This is a genomic window from Caballeronia sp. BR00000012568055 (genome assembly GCF_029439455.1).
In the GTDB taxonomy this organism is placed as follows: Bacteria; Pseudomonadota; Gammaproteobacteria; order Burkholderiales; family Burkholderiaceae; genus Caballeronia.
The window spans coordinates 15,341-31,049 of the sequence record NZ_JAQFVG010000347.1 but is presented as its reverse complement, the minus strand read 5'-3'; the positions used below and the strand labels follow the sequence as shown (position 1 = coordinate 31,049).

At 61.6% G+C, this 15,709-nt stretch carries 15 protein-coding genes and 5 tRNA genes; 15 read left to right on the top strand and 5 right to left on the bottom strand.

From position 1 onward, the window contains the following. Nucleotides 1-143: 143 nt before the first annotated feature. The 7 genes from gltX to P7F28_RS30400 all read left to right on the top strand — a co-directional run bounded on the left by gltX (nt 144) and on the right by P7F28_RS30400 (nt 3,103). Complete coding sequence (gltX, locus tag P7F28_RS30430; protein ID WP_277188829.1) at nt 144-1,553, top strand: glutamate--tRNA ligase; 1,410 nt, start codon at nt 144-146, stop codon at nt 1,551-1,553. Nucleotides 1,554-1,661: 108 nt separating this feature from the next. Next, nucleotides 1,662-1,737: transfer RNA gene (locus tag P7F28_RS30425), tRNA-Ala, on the top strand. Nucleotides 1,738-1,906: 169 nt separating this feature from the next. Continuing rightward, nucleotides 1,907-1,982 (top strand) — tRNA-Glu (locus tag P7F28_RS30420). Nucleotides 1,983-2,053: 71 nt separating this feature from the next. After that, nucleotides 2,054-2,130, top strand: a tRNA-Asp gene (locus tag P7F28_RS30415). A 95-nt stretch (nt 2,131-2,225) separates the two neighbouring features. Continuing rightward, nucleotides 2,226-2,301, top strand: a tRNA-Glu gene (locus P7F28_RS30410). A 71-nt stretch (nt 2,302-2,372) separates the two neighbouring features. Then, nucleotides 2,373-2,449, top strand: a tRNA-Asp gene (locus P7F28_RS30405). A gap of 189 nt (nt 2,450-2,638) precedes the next feature. Continuing rightward, entirely contained in the window at nt 2,639-3,103 is a 465-nt protein-coding gene (locus tag P7F28_RS30400) for a GNAT family N-acetyltransferase (protein ID WP_306806080.1), read from the top strand. On the opposite strand, the gene P7F28_RS30395 is transcribed toward P7F28_RS30400, so the two are convergent. Further along, a complete protein-coding gene (locus P7F28_RS30395; RefSeq protein ID WP_277188825.1) occupies nt 3,104-3,952 on the bottom strand; it encodes a helix-turn-helix domain-containing protein in 849 nt (282 codons plus the stop codon). Between the two features lie 107 nt (nt 3,953-4,059). Here P7F28_RS30395 and P7F28_RS30390 point away from each other — a divergent pair, with 107 nt between their 5' ends. Further along, on the top strand, nt 4,060-4,479 hold the full coding sequence (locus P7F28_RS30390) for a gamma-glutamylcyclotransferase (protein WP_277188823.1): 420 nt from the start codon (nt 4,060-4,062) through the stop codon (nt 4,477-4,479). A gap of 10 nt (nt 4,480-4,489) precedes the next feature. On the opposite strand, the gene P7F28_RS30385 is transcribed toward P7F28_RS30390, so the two are convergent. Together P7F28_RS30385 and P7F28_RS30380 are read right to left on the bottom strand one after the other, a co-directional pair. After that, nucleotides 4,490-4,726: a hypothetical protein gene (locus tag P7F28_RS30385; RefSeq protein ID WP_277188822.1), complete on the bottom strand. Its 237-nt coding sequence runs from the start codon at nt 4,724-4,726 to the stop codon at nt 4,490-4,492. Between the two features lie 287 nt (nt 4,727-5,013). After that, nucleotides 5,014-5,667, bottom strand: coding sequence for a YdcF family protein (locus P7F28_RS30380; protein WP_277188820.1), 654 nt, complete (start codon nt 5,665-5,667; stop codon nt 5,014-5,016). Between the two features lie 342 nt (nt 5,668-6,009). On the opposite strand from P7F28_RS30380, the gene P7F28_RS30375 reads away from it, so the two are divergent. Next, the gene (locus P7F28_RS30375) at nt 6,010-6,321 is read left to right on the top strand and encodes a hypothetical protein (protein ID WP_277188819.1); all 312 of its coding nucleotides are present in this window, start codon (nt 6,010-6,012) and stop codon (nt 6,319-6,321) included. A gap of 256 nt (nt 6,322-6,577) precedes the next feature. On the opposite strand, the gene P7F28_RS30370 is transcribed toward P7F28_RS30375, so the two are convergent. Together P7F28_RS30370 and P7F28_RS30365 are read right to left on the bottom strand one after the other, a co-directional pair. Next, complete coding sequence (locus P7F28_RS30370) at nt 6,578-6,832, bottom strand: hypothetical protein (protein ID WP_277188817.1); 255 nt, start codon at nt 6,830-6,832, stop codon at nt 6,578-6,580. 273 nt (nt 6,833-7,105) lie between these two features. Continuing rightward, nucleotides 7,106-7,507: a transposase gene (locus tag P7F28_RS30365; protein WP_050454634.1), complete on the bottom strand. Its 402-nt coding sequence runs from the start codon at nt 7,505-7,507 to the stop codon at nt 7,106-7,108. 425 nt (nt 7,508-7,932) lie between these two features. On the opposite strand from P7F28_RS30365, the gene P7F28_RS30360 reads away from it, so the two are divergent. The 6 genes from P7F28_RS30360 (at nt 7,933) to nusA (ending at nt 15,688) form a co-directional block, all read left to right on the top strand. Next, on the top strand, nt 7,933-8,835 hold the full coding sequence (locus P7F28_RS30360; protein WP_277188876.1) for a LysR family transcriptional regulator: 903 nt from the start codon (nt 7,933-7,935) through the stop codon (nt 8,833-8,835). A gap of 61 nt (nt 8,836-8,896) precedes the next feature. Next, nucleotides 8,897-10,132, top strand: coding sequence for a pyridoxal phosphate-dependent aminotransferase (locus P7F28_RS30355; RefSeq protein ID WP_277188813.1), 1,236 nt, complete (start codon nt 8,897-8,899; stop codon nt 10,130-10,132). A 322-nt stretch (nt 10,133-10,454) separates the two neighbouring features. Then, a complete protein-coding gene (gene scpB / locus P7F28_RS30350) occupies nt 10,455-11,357 on the top strand; it encodes an SMC-Scp complex subunit ScpB (RefSeq protein WP_277188810.1) in 903 nt (300 codons plus the stop codon). A 147-nt stretch (nt 11,358-11,504) separates the two neighbouring features. Next, nucleotides 11,505-13,421, top strand: coding sequence for a 23S rRNA pseudouridine(2605) synthase RluB (gene rluB, locus P7F28_RS30345; RefSeq protein WP_277188808.1), 1,917 nt, complete (start codon nt 11,505-11,507; stop codon nt 13,419-13,421). Between the two features lie 336 nt (nt 13,422-13,757). Beyond that, on the top strand, nt 13,758-14,216 hold the full coding sequence (gene rimP / locus P7F28_RS30340) for a ribosome maturation factor RimP (RefSeq protein ID WP_277188806.1): 459 nt from the start codon (nt 13,758-13,760) through the stop codon (nt 14,214-14,216). Continuing rightward, entirely contained in the window at nt 14,213-15,688 is a 1,476-nt protein-coding gene (nusA, locus tag P7F28_RS30335) for a transcription termination factor NusA (RefSeq protein ID WP_277188804.1), read from the top strand. The genes rimP and nusA overlap by 4 nt, the downstream gene beginning before the upstream one ends. Nucleotides 15,689-15,709 lie beyond the last annotated feature (21 nt).

The window sequence follows — 15,709 nt, the reverse complement described above, 5'->3', positions numbered from 1 at the left end:
GCGCGGGCACGTTTACGCCGCTTGAAAACGGCTCGCGTAAGACGATAAACCGCCGCGAACCGGCATCACGACTTCATCCGCTTCGGCGCGCTTCTTTCGGCTTTTGTAGTCACATGCCCGCGCCCATCATCGAGTACACATCAATGAGCACCCAAGTCCGCACACGCTTCGCCCCGAGCCCGACCGGCTTCATCCATCTCGGCAATATCCGCTCTGCGCTGTATCCGTGGGCGTTCGCGCGCAAGATGAAGGGCGTGTTCGTGCTGCGGATCGAAGACACCGACCTCGAGCGCTCGAGCGATGCATCGGTCGATGCGATCCTCGAAGGCATGTCGTGGCTCGGCCTGAATTTCGATGAAGGCCCGTTCTATCAGATGCAGCGCATGGACCGCTATCGCGAAGTGCTGGCGCAGATGATGGAGAAGGGCCTCGCGTACCACTGCTACATGTCAACCGACGAACTCGACGCGTTGCGCGAACGTCAGCGCGAAGCGGGCGAGAAGCCGCGCTATGACGGCACGTGGCGTCCGGAACCGGGCAAAACGCTGCCGCCGGTTCCCGAAGGCGTGAAGCCGGTGGTGCGCTTCCGCAATCCGCTGACGGGCGCGGTCGCGTGGGACGACGCGGTGAAAGGGCGTATCGAAATCTCCAACGAAGAACTGGACGATCTGGTGATCGCGCGTCCCGACGGCACGCCGACGTATAACTTCTGCGTGGTCGTCGACGATCTCGACATGAAGATCACCCACGTGATTCGCGGCGACGATCACGTCAACAACACGCCGCGCCAGATCAATATCCTGCGCGCGCTTGGTGGCGACGTGCCCGTCTACGCGCATTTGCCGACCGTGCTGAACGAGCAGGGCGAGAAGATGAGCAAGCGCCACGGCGCGATGAGCGTGACGGGGTATCGCGATAACGGGTATCTGCCGGAAGCGGTGGTGAACTATCTCGCGCGCCTCGGCTGGTCGCATGGCGATGCGGAAATTTTCTCGCGCGATCAGTTCGTCGAATGGTTCGATCTGGAGCATCTGGGCAAGTCGCCCGCGCAATACGACCACGACAAGCTGAACTGGCTGAACGCGCACTACATCAAGGAAGCCGATAACGCGCGCCTCGCCGAACTGACCAGGCCGTTCCTGCTGGAACTCGGTATCGACTCAGCCGCAGTCGCCAATGGCGCGCCGCTCGACGAGGTGATCGGGTTGCTGAAGGACCGCGCCTCGACAGTCAAGGAAATCGCCGATAACGCCGCGATGTTCTACCGTGAACCCGCCATCGACGCCGATGCCTTCGCCCAGCACGTCACCGAGGCCGTGAAGCCCGCCATCGCTGATTTGCGCACCGCACTCGCCGATGTCGAATGGAGCAAGGAAGCCATCGCGGCGGCGCTCAAGGCCACGCTCGGCGCGCACAAACTCAAGATGCCGCAACTCGCGATGCCCGTGCGTTTGCTGGTCGCCGGGACCACGCACACGCCGTCCATCGACATGGTTCTGAAGCTGTTTGGCCGGGAAACGGTAATTGCGCGTCTGGCCAAAGCCGCAAGTTGAGAACATTGCGCGTGAATGCGTGAAGCGAGGCAAAAAATTTCGCGTCACGCACTAAAAGGTATTTACAGCTTCGAAAACGACTTATATAATCTCGTTTCTGTTCTGCAAGGGGGTATAGCTCAGCTGGGAGAGCGCTTGCATGGCATGCAAGAGGTCAGCGGTTCGATCCCGCTTACCTCCACCAAGAACAGTGAAGTGGTTGCGAGTTGTATTCTGAATCGGTTGTAGTTGATTCGAAATCGCAAAAAATACTTCACAAGATACACGAAGTTGTTTAGAATCTTGGTCTTCGCTGATTTGAATCAACTAAGTTAGTCAGTGAAGCGGAAGTAAAGACAGAATCACAAGTTTCTGTCCCCTTCGTCTAGAGGCCTAGGACATCACCCTTTCACGGTGAGTACAGGGGTTCGAATCCCCTAGGGGACGCCAGAATATCGGCGGCTGCTAGTTTAAAGCGCTGCACAATTCGCCGGTGACACGGCGAATCGATGAAAGTAAGTGGAGCGGTAGTTCAGTTGGTTAGAATACCGGCCTGTCACGCCGGGGGTCGCGGGTTCGAGCCCCGTCCGCTCCGCCAACGTATTTGCGAACATCGCGAGCAGGAACACTCCGGCTAATGAGAGCCGGTTTTTTTTCGCCGCAGATCGGTTGCAAAGGTTTTGAGAAGTTTCTGTCCCCTTCGTCTAGAGGCCTAGGACATCACCCTTTCACGGTGAGTACAGGGGTTCGAATCCCCTAGGGGACGCCAGAATATCGGCGGCTGCTAGTTTAAAGCGCTGCACAATTCGTCGGTGACACGGCGGATCGATGAAAGAAAGTGGAGCGGTAGTTCAGTTGGTTAGAATACCGGCCTGTCACGCCGGGGGTCGCGGGTTCGAGCCCCGTCCGCTCCGCCAGCTAAAAGTGGTATAAGCGTCGCTTGACGCAAAGAAGTCCAGCCTTCGGGCTGGATTTTTTTTTGCCTGGCTTTCGTCTGGTATATGCGCAACGTGGTGTCGAATCGTCAGACGGTAGTATTGTCCATTGCCAGCGCGCCCGCGCTGACTTAGTGTTGAGCACTGTTCTCCATGCCCTGCATGCGTGCGATGCTCGACCCGACCGAAGACCTCTCCCTCTACCAACTCCGCCAGGCGACCATGGCCGACTTCGCCTTCGCCGAAGCACTCACGCACGGCAATATGGGCGGCTACTACCGGCGACATAACCTCGTGTGGCGCGGCGATCTGTTCCTCTCGAGCTGGCGCGAATCCGAAAACTTCATCCTTCAGGCCGATGGCGTGCCCATCGGCGTGATGCGCGTGACCGAAGAAGACAACTCGCTGCATATCCGCGATGTGCAGATCGCGCAGGGATATCGCGGACGCGGGGCGGGGACGTTTCTGCTCAACACGGCGCATCGCTGGGCGCGGGCGCGTGGGCTGGCCGAGTGTCAGTTGCGCGTATTCGTCGATAACCCCGCGGCGCGCTTGTATGTCCGGCTCGGCTACAAACCAGCGGGCCCGCGTCTCGCGCAGCTCGGCGCGATCCGCCACATGGTTCGCCGCGTCTGATCAATCAATATGCTGTTCCGCGTCTTCATCGTGCCCGTCGCGGGCGAAGAAGGCGCGCGGACTTTCGCCGAAGGCACGGCGGAACATCGCGGAAAAGGCGCTTTGGCTTTGATAGCCCAACTCGCGCGCGACCTGTGCAAGCGGTCTGCCTTGACTCAGCAGCGGAATCGCGCGCGCTAGCACCGCTTGCTGTCGCCATTGCGAAAAGCTCACGCCCAATTCACGTCGAAACAATCGCGCGATGGTCCGCGTGCTTGCGCCCGCTTCGGAGGACCATCGTTCGAGATCCGAATTCGACGGATCGGCGAGCACGGCATCGCAGAGCGCGCGCAGGCGCTTTTCATTGGGCATCGGCACGGAAAGCGGCAAGGGCTGCGAGCGGATGATTTCGTCCAGCGCGAGCGTGCCGAGCAGCCGTTCGCGCGTGCGTGTAATGGCGGCATCATCGAGGGCGGCGATCACTTCGCGCAGCAACGGCGACACTTCCACCACGCGACACGCATCGAGACCGGCAGGCACCACGCTCGCATCGACATAAAGCGTGCGCAGATACGCGTCCTCGACGATCACGACCTCGTGCGTCACATTCGGCGGCACCCAGATCGCGCGGGAGGGCGGCACCATCCACGTGGAATCTGCCGTGGCGACGCGCAGCACGCCGCGCGACGTGTATGCCATCTGCGCCCACGGATGCGTATGCAGCGCGATACGCACGCCATACGGCATCGGACGCGACCGCACGCGAATGGGATGCTCCAGCGTCGGTGAATGCTCGACGGGAATATCCAGATGCTCGACTCTGTCGTTCGCTGTTTCGTTCGATACGCTCGTTTCAGCCTGCGTTGCCATGCGATCCTCGCTTTGCATCCGCCGATGGTAACCGAGCGCTTCGCAACACGCTTTTCGGCACCGCATAATGCGCAGATCACGCACGCACATGAGGAGCGCCTTTTCAGATGCAACACGTCTTTGTCTACGGCACGCTGCGAGCGGGCGAAATCAACGATATCAACTGCGCGGCCGAACGGCACGGCATCGCTTCGCCTGAGCGTATCGGCGCGGCATATGTGAACGGCTTGCTATTCGATTTCGGCAATTATCCCGGCCTGGTGCTGGACGAAGCGGGCGCGCGGATTCTAGGCGATGTGTATCGCATCGACGATGCTTTGGTGCCGGTGCTCGATGAAATCGAGGATGTCTATCCGGGCGTGGAAGGCCTGTTCCGCTCGCATCGTCTGCATGTCGAGGTGGACTTGCTTGACGGGCGGAGGCATATCGATTGTCTGATTTATCCCGTTAGCGTGGCCGCAGTTCAGGGATTGACGCGAATAGAAAGCGGCGATTGGGTCACGCATCGCGCGACACGCGATGCGTGACTAGGCGAACTTACTGCGCAGGCGCAGCCTTCTTGCCCTTGTGATGGTGCATCGACTTGTGCGCCGGCGCCTGGGACTGCATGTTCTGCATGCTTTCCTGCTGCGATTGCAGGTTCTGCGCGCGCGACTCGACGTCGGCGGCGACGGCGGGATCGGTGCTCATCCGCACGCCTTGATCGCTCTGCGCAAAAGCGCTCGTTGCGATCGCGCCAAGCGACAACAGAACAGCCAGGGACACTTTCTTCATTGTTACCTCCTAATAGCAGTTGAACCCGGGAATCGTCTGTCCGATCCGGTCGGAAAAACGCTCATGTCTGAGCAAAAAACGCTCCCGGCGCGATACCGCAAACGTTGGCGCGATAAGCCGAAGCAAACCGCACCTTAAACCCAGACACCCCGATCATAAGCCGAGAATCGGTCAGCGGTGTGTCGTGCGCACTGCCGCGGCCGGAACGCAATCATATCGATGTCCGGATTTGCTTGCTACTCCTGAATGATTTTTGCGCGCCCCGCAGGGCGATTCATTGATCGAACTCAATACCAATGCAGCCAGCGCCACACGTGAAAGCGCGCAACACCAATCAGCTCATGCGCAGCGAGCTCGCCGTTTTCAAAGCTTCTGAAACGTGGAAACACCGTTAGCGTACTCTGCCGTACATCGGAAACGTAGTACTGCGGGGAATATCCAAAGGCTGCGAAGGCATCCAGCGCGCGGCGCATATGATATGCAGATGTGACGACGATCAAACCGTTGTCATGTGAATGCCCGACTATTGCGGCTACGTTTCGCGCGTTCTGGTACGTATTGAGACTGCGGTTTTCGCGCGTCAGATCGCCCGGAGCGACGCCCTGTGCGATGAGATACGGCGCATAGTTATCCGCTTCGGCCTGACCGTGACGTTGTGGATCGCCGCCGCTCACGATCACCTTGCAGGTCGCGCCGGTTTGCTTGCATTGACCGTAAAGACGCGCCGTAGCGGCGATGCGCGCCATCGAATCCTGTTTCGGTACGAGTCCCGAATCTTCACGATCGGTGCCGCCGCCAAGTAGCACGAGCGTGGTGTCAGGCGTGAAATGCGGCTCGGAAACAGTGAGATAGCCGTCTTGTGCGACATCGAGCAAGCGTTGGGTCAGCAATCCCGAACCGAACGCCCATGCGAGCAGCACGATCACGATGGCGATTTGCACGCGCCGGCGTCGCCAAAGCGCAAATAATGCAAAAAAAAGCAGCAATAAGGTGATGAGAACCAATTTGATTGGGGTAACGTATTGGTTTGAGAGAGAAACGTTCCGTCATCGCGTACACGGGAACGCATCGGCGGGTGTCGCAGGAAAGCGCGTGATCAGCGCGCTCACACGGGGGCTTGTAATAAAAAGCAGCACCTAACGCAAGCGGCGGCCAAACATTCGCACTGCAGGAAGTCAGCAGTTTGTCAGCGCGAAATTCGGCGCGCCGCGTTTAGTCGACGTCGCGAACCGTCTTGCGACCGTCACGCGCGTCGTCATGGCTGCACAGGAAGAAAGAACGAGATGACCACGTATTCTAACGAAGCGGTACTCGAAGCACTTCGCCGAGCGCAGTATCGTCAGGTTCCCTGGGCGAAACGTCCCAATGTTTTCGATCTTTTGCGCGCGCTCGGCCTGCTCGAGCTTACGCGTCAACGAACTGTCGCTCCCGCGCCCGGTTTTCATGCACCGGTCGATATCGCGGTGGTGACGGAGCGCGGCAAAAACGAGTTCACGCGTCTTTCACGCGATGAACGTTCCATCGACTGGGATTTAAGGCGTGCCGAACGCTATACCTTCGGCGGCCAAGAAGTGGCGCTGGAAGCAAGGGTTTAACGACGCCTGAACCGGCGGCGTGCAACGCACCGGTTGCGGGGGAATCGTCGGAAGTAAACGGTCGACAGACGGGTCGAGGGTGCGTTGTCGTCGGTGGATTCGTGCCACTTATCGGACGGTCATCGGACGATCCGACTTCCAAAAAAAAGCCCGTGTCGCGGAGACACGGGCAGACCGGATCTTATTGCTGCCACGCTGTGCTCATGGCAATGGGTGTGACTCACGTCCGCCCAAGTGGTTCCGGCGATTCACACTCTCAATGCTGACGCGAACGGTCTTCCCGTTCGGAATCGGGTCGTGCGCGCGCGTTGCTGGCGATATCGCCACGCAAATCGCCGCGCGGCGTAGGCGGCGTCACTTCGCGCGTGCGAACGGCATCACGCGGTGAACCCATCGCGGTTTTGGTGCTGACGTACAAATCGGATGCGGGCGGCGGCTGTGCCTGTGCGGATGCCGCCACGCCGACCAATGCGCTAAGTGCGCCGGAAGCGAGCAGTATCAATGCCTTCATGGTAAGTGTCCTCAAGCCCTCGTGGAGCCTGTTCGATCACTTACCAAGCTAAGCGCATCAGCCAAATGGCGCTGTAAGCATTGGTAAAGAGTTGTTTCGTCGCGACGTCCGCACCGTGAAGGTGAGAAGACGCTCGCGCCGCGGACGACGCGAGTCGGACGATTTCAGAGGGGAAGCAGAGAGCGCAGGACAAAGCCTGCGCGCGATGTGTGCAGCAACCGAACCCGGCAGCCGGAATGTCCGGCAACTAGGCTCAGGCGGAGCGCTGAACGTTTATGCCATCTTCGCCGGCGCGCGCCACGATTCCGGATTGGTCCAGAACGCGCCACGCAGACGGTCGCGGCTCGGCGGAGCAGGCGGCTTGGCCGCGCTCGAACCGATACGGCCGCGCAACGAAACCTCACGGCCGTTGCTGGACAACCGCTTCACGATCTCGGCCAGCGTGCCGTCGGCCTGCCACTCGTCGAAACGACGGCGGCACGTGGGCGGCGAAGGATAGCGGCCCGGCAGCTTCGACCAGCCTTCACCGGTCGAGAGCACCCAGAGCACGGCGTTGACTACCGACCGCGCTTCGACACGCGGACGACCGCGCCGCTCGCTGCGAGCAGGCTCGGAACAGAACAGCGCCTCAACCAGCGCCCACTCGTTATCTCTCAAATCGTCGAACAGCACCATATCTCACCTCAGCGAAGCTAACCCCGGTGCGCTGCCCCGCGCCGCGCACTCTGGTCGGAATTCGAAGAACGAATACCAGGAAAGGTCGGAGCGGATAGCGGCGAACGATTTTTCGAAATAACCGCGTGACCCCGACCTCTGTGCGCAATGAAATGCGAGAACCGTGCCATGAGACTTGCAAAACCCGGGAAAGTCCCGTGGCAGTAGGCTGACGCGATGCCAGCATGGCCCGTATGAGACCCGAAATGGACTGATTAAGAAATCGGGACAATCACCAATCAAGTGCAATAGGCCCAGCTAGCGTGCGTTACGCGGATTTGCTGCACTGCATCGAAACGCTCGTTCGTGACGTGGTTCGCATTATTCAGGTCGTATAATTGCGCATGAAACAGATTGATTGATGAGTGATTCGAATGAGTGCGCCGCTGAATGTGACGTTACGGCAGTTGCGGGTGTTTATCGAAGTGTCGAGGCTGCGCAGCTTCAGCCGCGCCGGAGATGAAATTGGCCTGACGCAATCGGCGGTGAGCCGCTGCGTGCGCGAGCTGGAAGGCGAGATCGGATTGAAGCTGATCGATCGCACCACGCGTGAGGTTCAGTTAACCGATGTCGGCATCAACCTGGTCGGCACCGTGTCGCGGCTGCTTGCCGATCTCGATGAAGCCCTGCGCGAGGTTCGCGATCTGGGCCAGCAGAAGCGCGGCCGCGTGATCGTCGCCGCCAGTCCGACGATCGCCTGCCGGTTGATGCCGCGCGTGATCGCCGCCGCGCTCGAACAGTTTCCGCTCGTCACCCTCAGCCTGCGCGACGACGTGCAATCCGACGTTCTGCGCAAGGTGAAATCGGGCGAAGTCGATTTCGGCGTGGTGGTCGGCCCGTTCTCATCCGACGATCTGCACGGCGAAACCGTCATGACCGATTCCTTCTGCCTCGTCGCACGCGGCGATCATTCGCTCGCACGCGGGAAAGCCGTGGCGTGGGCATCGCTGGCGGGCCAGCCGCTGGTGATGCTCGATCACGCGTCCGGCAGCCGCCCGATCATCGATGCCGTGATGCAAGAGCACGGCGTCGAGGCCAACGTCGTGCAGGAACTCGGCCATCCGGCGACGGTGTTCGGGCTGGTGGAGGCGGGCGTCGGCGTGAGCGTGCTGCCGTGGCTCGCGTTGCCGTTGCCGGCGGATTCATCGCTGGTGGCGCGGCCGCTGGAGCCGCGCGCGGAACGCACGGTCGAACTGGTGCGGCGGCGCGACCGGTCGCTGTCACCGGCGGCGGAATCGGTGTGGTCGCTGATCGCGTCGTTGCCGGCGCGGGCGGAAGAACTGGGCTGAGGCGTTATCTCGAAATAATAGCGGGCGCGTTAGACTGCGCTTTTCATCGACGGGGCGGGCAATGAGTGAATCGGAAGGCGCGGTGCGCGCGGAATTGGGCGAACTCACGGGTGCGCACGGAAACAGTGCGATCGGCGCGCCGAACGCGCGCGACGCGGTGCGGGCGCTGCGGCCGTCGCAGATTCGCGAGGTGGCGAACGCCGGCTTCGGCGTGCCGGACGTGCTGCCGTTCTGGTTTGGCGAGTCGGATCGCGTGACGCCTGCCTTTATCCGCGATGCCGCCAGCCGCGCGCTCGCCGACGGCGCAACCTTCTACACGCACAACCTCGGCATCGCGCCGCTGCGCAGTGCGCTCGCGCGATACGTCAGCGCGCTGCACGGCGAGACATCGGCGGATCACATTGCAGTGACGAGCGCGGGCGTGAACGCGCTGATGCTCGCCGCCCAACTCGTGGCCGGTGCGGGCGATCGCGTGGTCGCCGTCACGCCGCTGTGGCCGAATCTGGTCGAGATTCCGAAGATCCTCGGCGCGAGCGTCGAAACCGTCTCGCTGACCTACGGCGAGCAAGGCTGGACGCTCGATCTGGATCGGCTGCTCGCCGCGCTCACGCCCGACACGCGCATGCTGATGATCAACTCGCCGAACAACCCGACCGGCTGGACGATGACGCGCGATCAACAGCGCACCGTTCTGGAACACTGCCGCAAGCACGGCATCTGGATCATTGCGGACGAAGTCTACGAACGCCTGTACTACGGCGACCACGGCAGCGTCGCGCCGTCGTTCCTCGATCTGGCCACGCGCGACGAACGCGTGATCGCGGTCAATTCGTTCTCGAAGGCGTGGCTCATGACCGGCTGGCGGCTCGGCTGGCTCACCGCGCCCACGCGCCTGATGGACGACCTCGGCAAGCTGGTCGAGTACAACACGTCGTGCGCGCCGTCGTTCGTGCAGCAGGCGGGCATCGTTGCAGTCGAAGAGGGCGAGAAATTCACGCAATCGCTCGTGCACGATCTTCGCGCCAGCCGGGATCATCTGGTCAGCGCCTTGCAGACCATCGATGGCGTTGACGTGCGTGCCCCGGACGGCGCGATGTATCTGTTCTTCTCGCTGCCAGGTTCGGCGCGCAGCCTCGATCTTTGCAAGCAACTGGTCCGCGAGGCGCATCTCGGTCTCGCGCCGGGCAGCGCGTTCGGCGCCGAAGGCGAAGGCTTCGTCCGATGGTGCTACGCCTGCGATCCCGCACGCCTGGATGTCGGCGTCGAACGGCTGCGCGCATTCCTCGCGGCAAAGTGAGTCTGAGCGTCCTATTTGAATCACCTTTACGCCCCGGTTCTTTTTGCGTAATATGGCGCTCAGTCACGCGCTTTCGTCCTGGAAAGCGCCACTTCGTCCGGCTGGATGGCCCGGCGGTTCGCTCACCGACCGCCCAATGTCGCCTCTCCCCGGTGCGTGCTCCCAATCAATATGACCGATCAGAAATCGGGCGAGCGCGTCTTGAAACTCCGCGTCCAGCTTTATCGTCCGCAGCGCTTCAACTGCGCTCAAGCTTGCGCAGTCATCTGCTCAGACTCGATTTGAATTGGATCATTGACCATATAGGGTTGACCCAAGCTGCATGAAAACCCAAGAGGCGAAAATCGTCCTCGAGACTGCTCTGATATGCGCGCAGGAACCGCTGCGGCTGAGTGATTTGCGCAAGCTGTTCACCGATGACATTTCGGCGGACACGGTGCGCAACTTGCTGGAGAGCCTGAAGGCGGACTGGTCGGGCCGTGGCGTCGAACTGGTCGCACTGGCGTCGGGATGGCGCTTTCAGAGCAAGCCTGCAATGCGGGCTTATCTCGATCGGCTGCATCCGGAAAAGCCGCCGAAATATTCGCGCGCTGTGCTCGAGACACTTGCAATCATTGCTTATCGGCAACCGGTTACGCGGGGCGATATCGAAGAAATCCGTGGCGTGACGGTCAACACGCAGGTCGTGAAGCAGTTGGAAGACCGGAGCTGGATAGAAGTCATCGGCCATCGCGATGTGCCTGGCCGGCCGGCGCTCTATGCCACGACCAAGCAGTTTCTCGACGATCTCGGCCTGACCGCGCTCGATGAATTGCCTGCTCTCGATAATCCGTCCGCGCAACTCGAAGCATCGCTGTTCGCGCAGCATTCGATCGATTTTCCGGAAGGCGTGGCGACGGCGGGGGAACAAGCCGACGCAGCGCCGGTCAACGCCGAAGAAGGGCACGCTGCCGACATGTCCGACGCGGTCGATATCGCCGAAACAGTGCAGGTCGAGCCGGAACCGCAGGCAGGACTCGGAACGGATCGTGCGCAAGCCGATGCTGAAACCCAGTCCGAACCCGGCGCGCAGACGCCAGAAGAAGAACGCACGATCCGCGAATTGGATTCGGCCGCAGCCCGCGAAGAGAGCGCGGCGCATGAGGATGATTCCGACGCGGCACCGTCGAACGGCATCGAATTCGACGACGATGACTCCGAGGAGCCCAGAGCGCGCCGCGCCTGAGCGACCTGAATCGCTTTGATTAATGCATGGCCCCTGATCGGCAAACCGGCTCTCTAAAAAGATGATTTCGAGACGAATAGCCGGACCGGTCAGCGGAAATTTTTGACGTGCCCGCGATGGGCGCGCGATTCGACATTTGAGGTTGTTTTGACACATTCCCACGACAGCGATTCGCCCGAATCCGCGCGGCCCGCGCACGCCTCGGACGCCCAGGATTCGGCCGACAACGGCGACCGCACGCGCGCCGAGCGCAACGACGAAAACGGCGAGGGCGATGATCGTCCGCGTCGCGGATTGCGCCGCGGTCCTCGCAGCCTGATCGCGCGACGCCGCGCTGTCGCCAAGACGAAGGGCGAAGACGGCGCGCCGGCTGCAGTCAGCGAAACGCCGCCGGATGGCGTGGCGCCCGCACAGGCCCGCGCGCCGCGCAAGGACACGAGCGGAAAGCCGCCGCGCGCGCCGCGAGCCAAGGCCGAGGGCGGGCAAGGCCAAGGTCAGGGTCAGGGCGGCCGTAGAAATACACGCCGCGATGCCGCCGAGCCGACCGTCGAAGCCGCTGGTGAATCGGCAACGCAGCCGCAGGCGCCGCGTGACAACGCGAATCGCAGGAACGGGCAGGGGCAGCAAAAGCGTGGCAAGCAGCCGCGCAACGAAGCGGCTGCATCGACGGAAAATTCGACGGCTGCAGGCGGCGACGATCTGTTCGCCTACGTCACTTCGCCCGCATTCGATGCCGACAACGGCACCACCGGCGTGCGCGCTCCGATGCTCCGCCGTGGCCGCAACGCGCCTCAGCAAAAGCGCGTGCTCGAACCGGACGACGACGCACCGAAGCTCCACAAGGTTCTCGCCGACGCGGGCATGGGCTCGCGCCGCGACATGGAAGAACTGATCATCGCGGGCCGCGTGTCTGTGAACGGCGAGCCGGCGCATATCGGCCAGCGGATTCTGCCGACCGATCAGGTACGCATCAACGGCAAGCCGATCAAGCGCAAGCTGGCGAGCAAGCCGCCGCGCATCCTGCTGTATCACAAGCCGACCGGCGAAATCGTCAGCCACGCGGACCCGGAAGGCCGTCCGTCCGTGTTCGACAAACTCCCGTCGATGAAAACCGCCAAATGGCTCGCGGTCGGCCGTCTCGACTTCAACACTGAAGGCTTGCTGCTGCTCACGACCTCCGGCGATCTGGCGAACCGCTTCATGCACCCGCGATACAGCGTCGAGCGTGAATACGCGGTGCGCGTGGTCGGCCAGTTGTCGGAAGGGATGAAGCAGAAGCTGCTGAAAGGCGTCGAACTCGACGATGGTCCGGCAAACTTCCTGCGTATTCAGGACGGCGGCGGCGAAGGCACGAACCATTGGTATCACGTCGCGCTGGCTGAAGGGCGCAATCGTGAAGTGCGCCGCATGTTCGAAGCCGCTGGCCTGATGGTCAGCCGGCTGATCCGCACGCGTCACGGTCCGATCGCGCTGCCGCGCGGTCTGAAGCGTGGCCGTTGGGAAGAACTCGAAGACAACGAAGTGCGCAGCCTGATGGCGGCAGTCGGCCTGAAAGCGCCGGTAGCCGAAAAGGGCGGTCGCAGCTCCACCCCACGCGTACAGCCCGATCCGATGCAAACGTCGATGGGTTTCATTACGCGCGAACCGGTGCTCAGCTCGCACTCGCGGATGGCGCAGCAACAGACGCCCAATGGTCGCGGCGGGCGTCGCGGTCCGTCGAGCGGCAGCATGCCGGGCACGTTCGGCATGGGTGGCATGGGCGGTGGATTCGGTGGCGGCAACGCGGGCGGCGGCATGGGCGGCACAGGCCGTCGCAATGGCCGCGGCGAGGCGAACGGCAATCGCATCGGTGGTAACGAGCCGAACGGCAATCGCGCCAATGGTCCGCGTCAGGCACGCGGCGCGCGTCCGCAAGGCGGGCCGCAGGGCATGGGCGGCAACGGCGGCGGCGCGGGCAAGCGTGGTCCGGGCGGGAACGCGCCGCGTGGCAATCGTCAGGGCCAGGGCGGTCAGGCGGCACAAGGCAAGCCGGGCGGCGGACGTAATCGTCCGCGCGGCCGGTAAGTCAGTAAGCGATCGGCGGTCGAGAGAACGCAAGCGCTTTCGACCGCCGCTTCACCCGCATCGCACTTTGCCAAAAAATATGCGAATCGACGCCAAACGGCCCTGAACCGGCGCTTTACGTTTGCGTTTATCTCGGAAAATGGCTAAAATCACAAAGTCGCTGGGCACGTAGTTTTTCTTCGCTGCCCGGGTGCGACCTCGGTTGAAAAAGATGGGCATTGGCCCATTTTTTTTTGGCTTTTTGGTTCGGCATCTCGGGAGCAGGGGTGCGCGCCCGCAGGAAGGCGCTGCCCGCAGGTGTTTCGGCGTGGAGCGCGCGAACACCTTGGAGTTACTGTGCAACTGACGGAATTGATTGAAACCACGGTCTCGGGCCTGGGCTACGAGCTTGTCGATCTCGAGCGTTCGGGAGGCGGCATGCTGCGTGTGTACATCGACCAGCCCGCAGGCATCGCCATCGAGGATTGCGAGAAGGTCACGCGTCAGCTCCAGTACGTGCTCGAAGTCGAACATTTCGACTACGACCGCCTCGAAGTGTCGTCGCCCGGACTCGATCGCCCGCTTAAGAAGCTCGGCGATTTCGAGCGCTTCGCGGGGAGCGAAGTCGTCATTACATTGAAAAAGCCGTTGGACGGGCGCAAGTCGTACCGTGGCATTCTGCATGCCCCGCAAGGCGACAATATCGGATTGGAATTTGAAGGGAAGGACGGCGCCGCGATGCTTGATTTCACGCTCGCGGACCTCGACCGCGCACGTCTCGTCCCCAAGGTTGACTTTAGGAGCCGCAAACAATGAGTCGCGAAGTTTTGATGCTGGCGGATGCGCTGGCGCGCGAAAAGAACGTCAACAAGGACGTGGTGTACGCAGCGCTGGAGGCAGCGCTGGCTTCGGCAACGAAAAAGCTGTTCGAGGAAGACGTCGATATTCGCGTCGCGATCGACCGTGAAAGCGGCGAGCACGAAACCTTCCGCCGCTGGCGCGTGGTGCCGGACGAAGCCGGTCTGCAAGAGCCGGATCAGGAAATCCTGTTGTTCGAAGCGAAGGAAGAAAAGCCCGACGCCGAGATCGATGACTACATCGAGCAGCCCATTCCGTCGATCGAATTCGGCCGGATTGGCGCGCAGGCCGCCAAGCAGGTCATTCTGCAGAAGGTGCGCGACGCCGAGCGCGAGCAGATCCTGAACGACTTCCTGGAACGCGGCGAAAAGATCATGACCGGCTCGGTCAAGCGTCTGGACAAGGGCAATTTCATCGTCGAATCGGGCCGTGTCGAAGCGCTGCTGCGCCGCGACCAGCTGATTCCGAAGGAAAACCTGCGCGTGGGCGACCGCGTGCGTGCGTATATCGCCAAGGTGGACCGTACGGCGCGTGGCCCGCAGATCGAACTCTCGCGCACCGCGCCCGAGTTCCTGATGAAGCTGTTCGAACTGGAAGTGCCGGAAATCGAACAAGGCCTGCTTGAAATCAAGGCGGCCGCGCGCGATCCCGGCGTGCGTGCGAAAATCGGTGTGATCGCTTATGACAAGCGTATCGACCCGATCGGTACGTGCGTGGGCATCCGCGGTTCGCGTGTGCAGGCCGTGCGCAATGAGCTCGGTGGCGAGAACGTGGACATCGTGCTATGGTCGGAAGATCCCGCACAGTTCGTGATCGGCGCCCTTGCGCCGGCAGCCGTCCAGTCGATCGTCGTCGATGAAGAAAAGCACGCGATGGACGTGGTCGTGGACGAAAACGAACTGGCGGTCGCCATCGGCCGTGCTGGCCAGAACGTGAGACTCGCCAGCGAACTCACCGGCTGGCAAATCAATATCATGACGCCGGACGAGTCGGCGTTGAAGCAGAACGAAGAGCGTGGCAAGTTGCGCGAGCTGTTCATGGCGCGTCTGGATGTGGACGAGGAAGTCGCCGACATCCTGATCGACGAAGGCTTCACCAGCCTCGAAGAAATCGCCTACGTGCCGCTCAACGAAATGCTCGAAATCGAAGCCTTCGACGAAGACACCGTGCACGAGCTGCGCAATCGCTCCCGCGACGCGCTGCTGACGCAGGCCATCGCCAATGAAGAGAAAGTGGAAGGCGTCGCGCTCGATCTGAAGAGCCTCGAAGGCATGGACGGCGACCTGCTCGCGAAGCTCTCCGAACACCAGATTCAGAACCGCGACGAACTCGCGGAGCTGGCAGTAGATGAATTGGTCGAAATGACCGGTATGGAAGAGGATGCCGCTAAGGCGTTGATCATGAAAGCACGTGAACACTGGTTCCAGTGAGAAATGACCATGGCGCACTGA

Coding starts and splice junctions, on each gene's coding strand:
- gltX (WP_277188829.1), top strand. CDS start 144: ATGAGCACCCAAGTCCGCACACGCTTCGCCCCGAGCCCGACCGGCTTC.
- P7F28_RS30400 (WP_306806080.1), top strand. CDS start 2,639: ATGCTCGACCCGACCGAAGACCTCTCCCTCTACCAACTCCGCCAGGCG.
- P7F28_RS30395 (WP_277188825.1), bottom strand. CDS start 3,952: ATGGCAACGCAGGCTGAAACGAGCGTATCGAACGAAACAGCGAACGAC.
- P7F28_RS30390 (WP_277188823.1), top strand. CDS start 4,060: ATGCAACACGTCTTTGTCTACGGCACGCTGCGAGCGGGCGAAATCAAC.
- P7F28_RS30385 (WP_277188822.1), bottom strand. CDS start 4,726: ATGAAGAAAGTGTCCCTGGCTGTTCTGTTGTCGCTTGGCGCGATCGCA.
- P7F28_RS30375 (WP_277188819.1), top strand. CDS start 6,010: ATGACCACGTATTCTAACGAAGCGGTACTCGAAGCACTTCGCCGAGCG.
- P7F28_RS30370 (WP_277188817.1), bottom strand. CDS start 6,832: ATGAAGGCATTGATACTGCTCGCTTCCGGCGCACTTAGCGCATTGGTC.
- P7F28_RS30365 (WP_050454634.1), bottom strand. CDS start 7,507: ATGGTGCTGTTCGACGATTTGAGAGATAACGAGTGGGCGCTGGTTGAG.
- P7F28_RS30355 (WP_277188813.1), top strand. CDS start 8,897: ATGAGTGAATCGGAAGGCGCGGTGCGCGCGGAATTGGGCGAACTCACG.
- scpB (WP_277188810.1), top strand. CDS start 10,455: ATGAAAACCCAAGAGGCGAAAATCGTCCTCGAGACTGCTCTGATATGC.
- nusA (WP_277188804.1), top strand. CDS start 14,213: ATGAGTCGCGAAGTTTTGATGCTGGCGGATGCGCTGGCGCGCGAAAAG.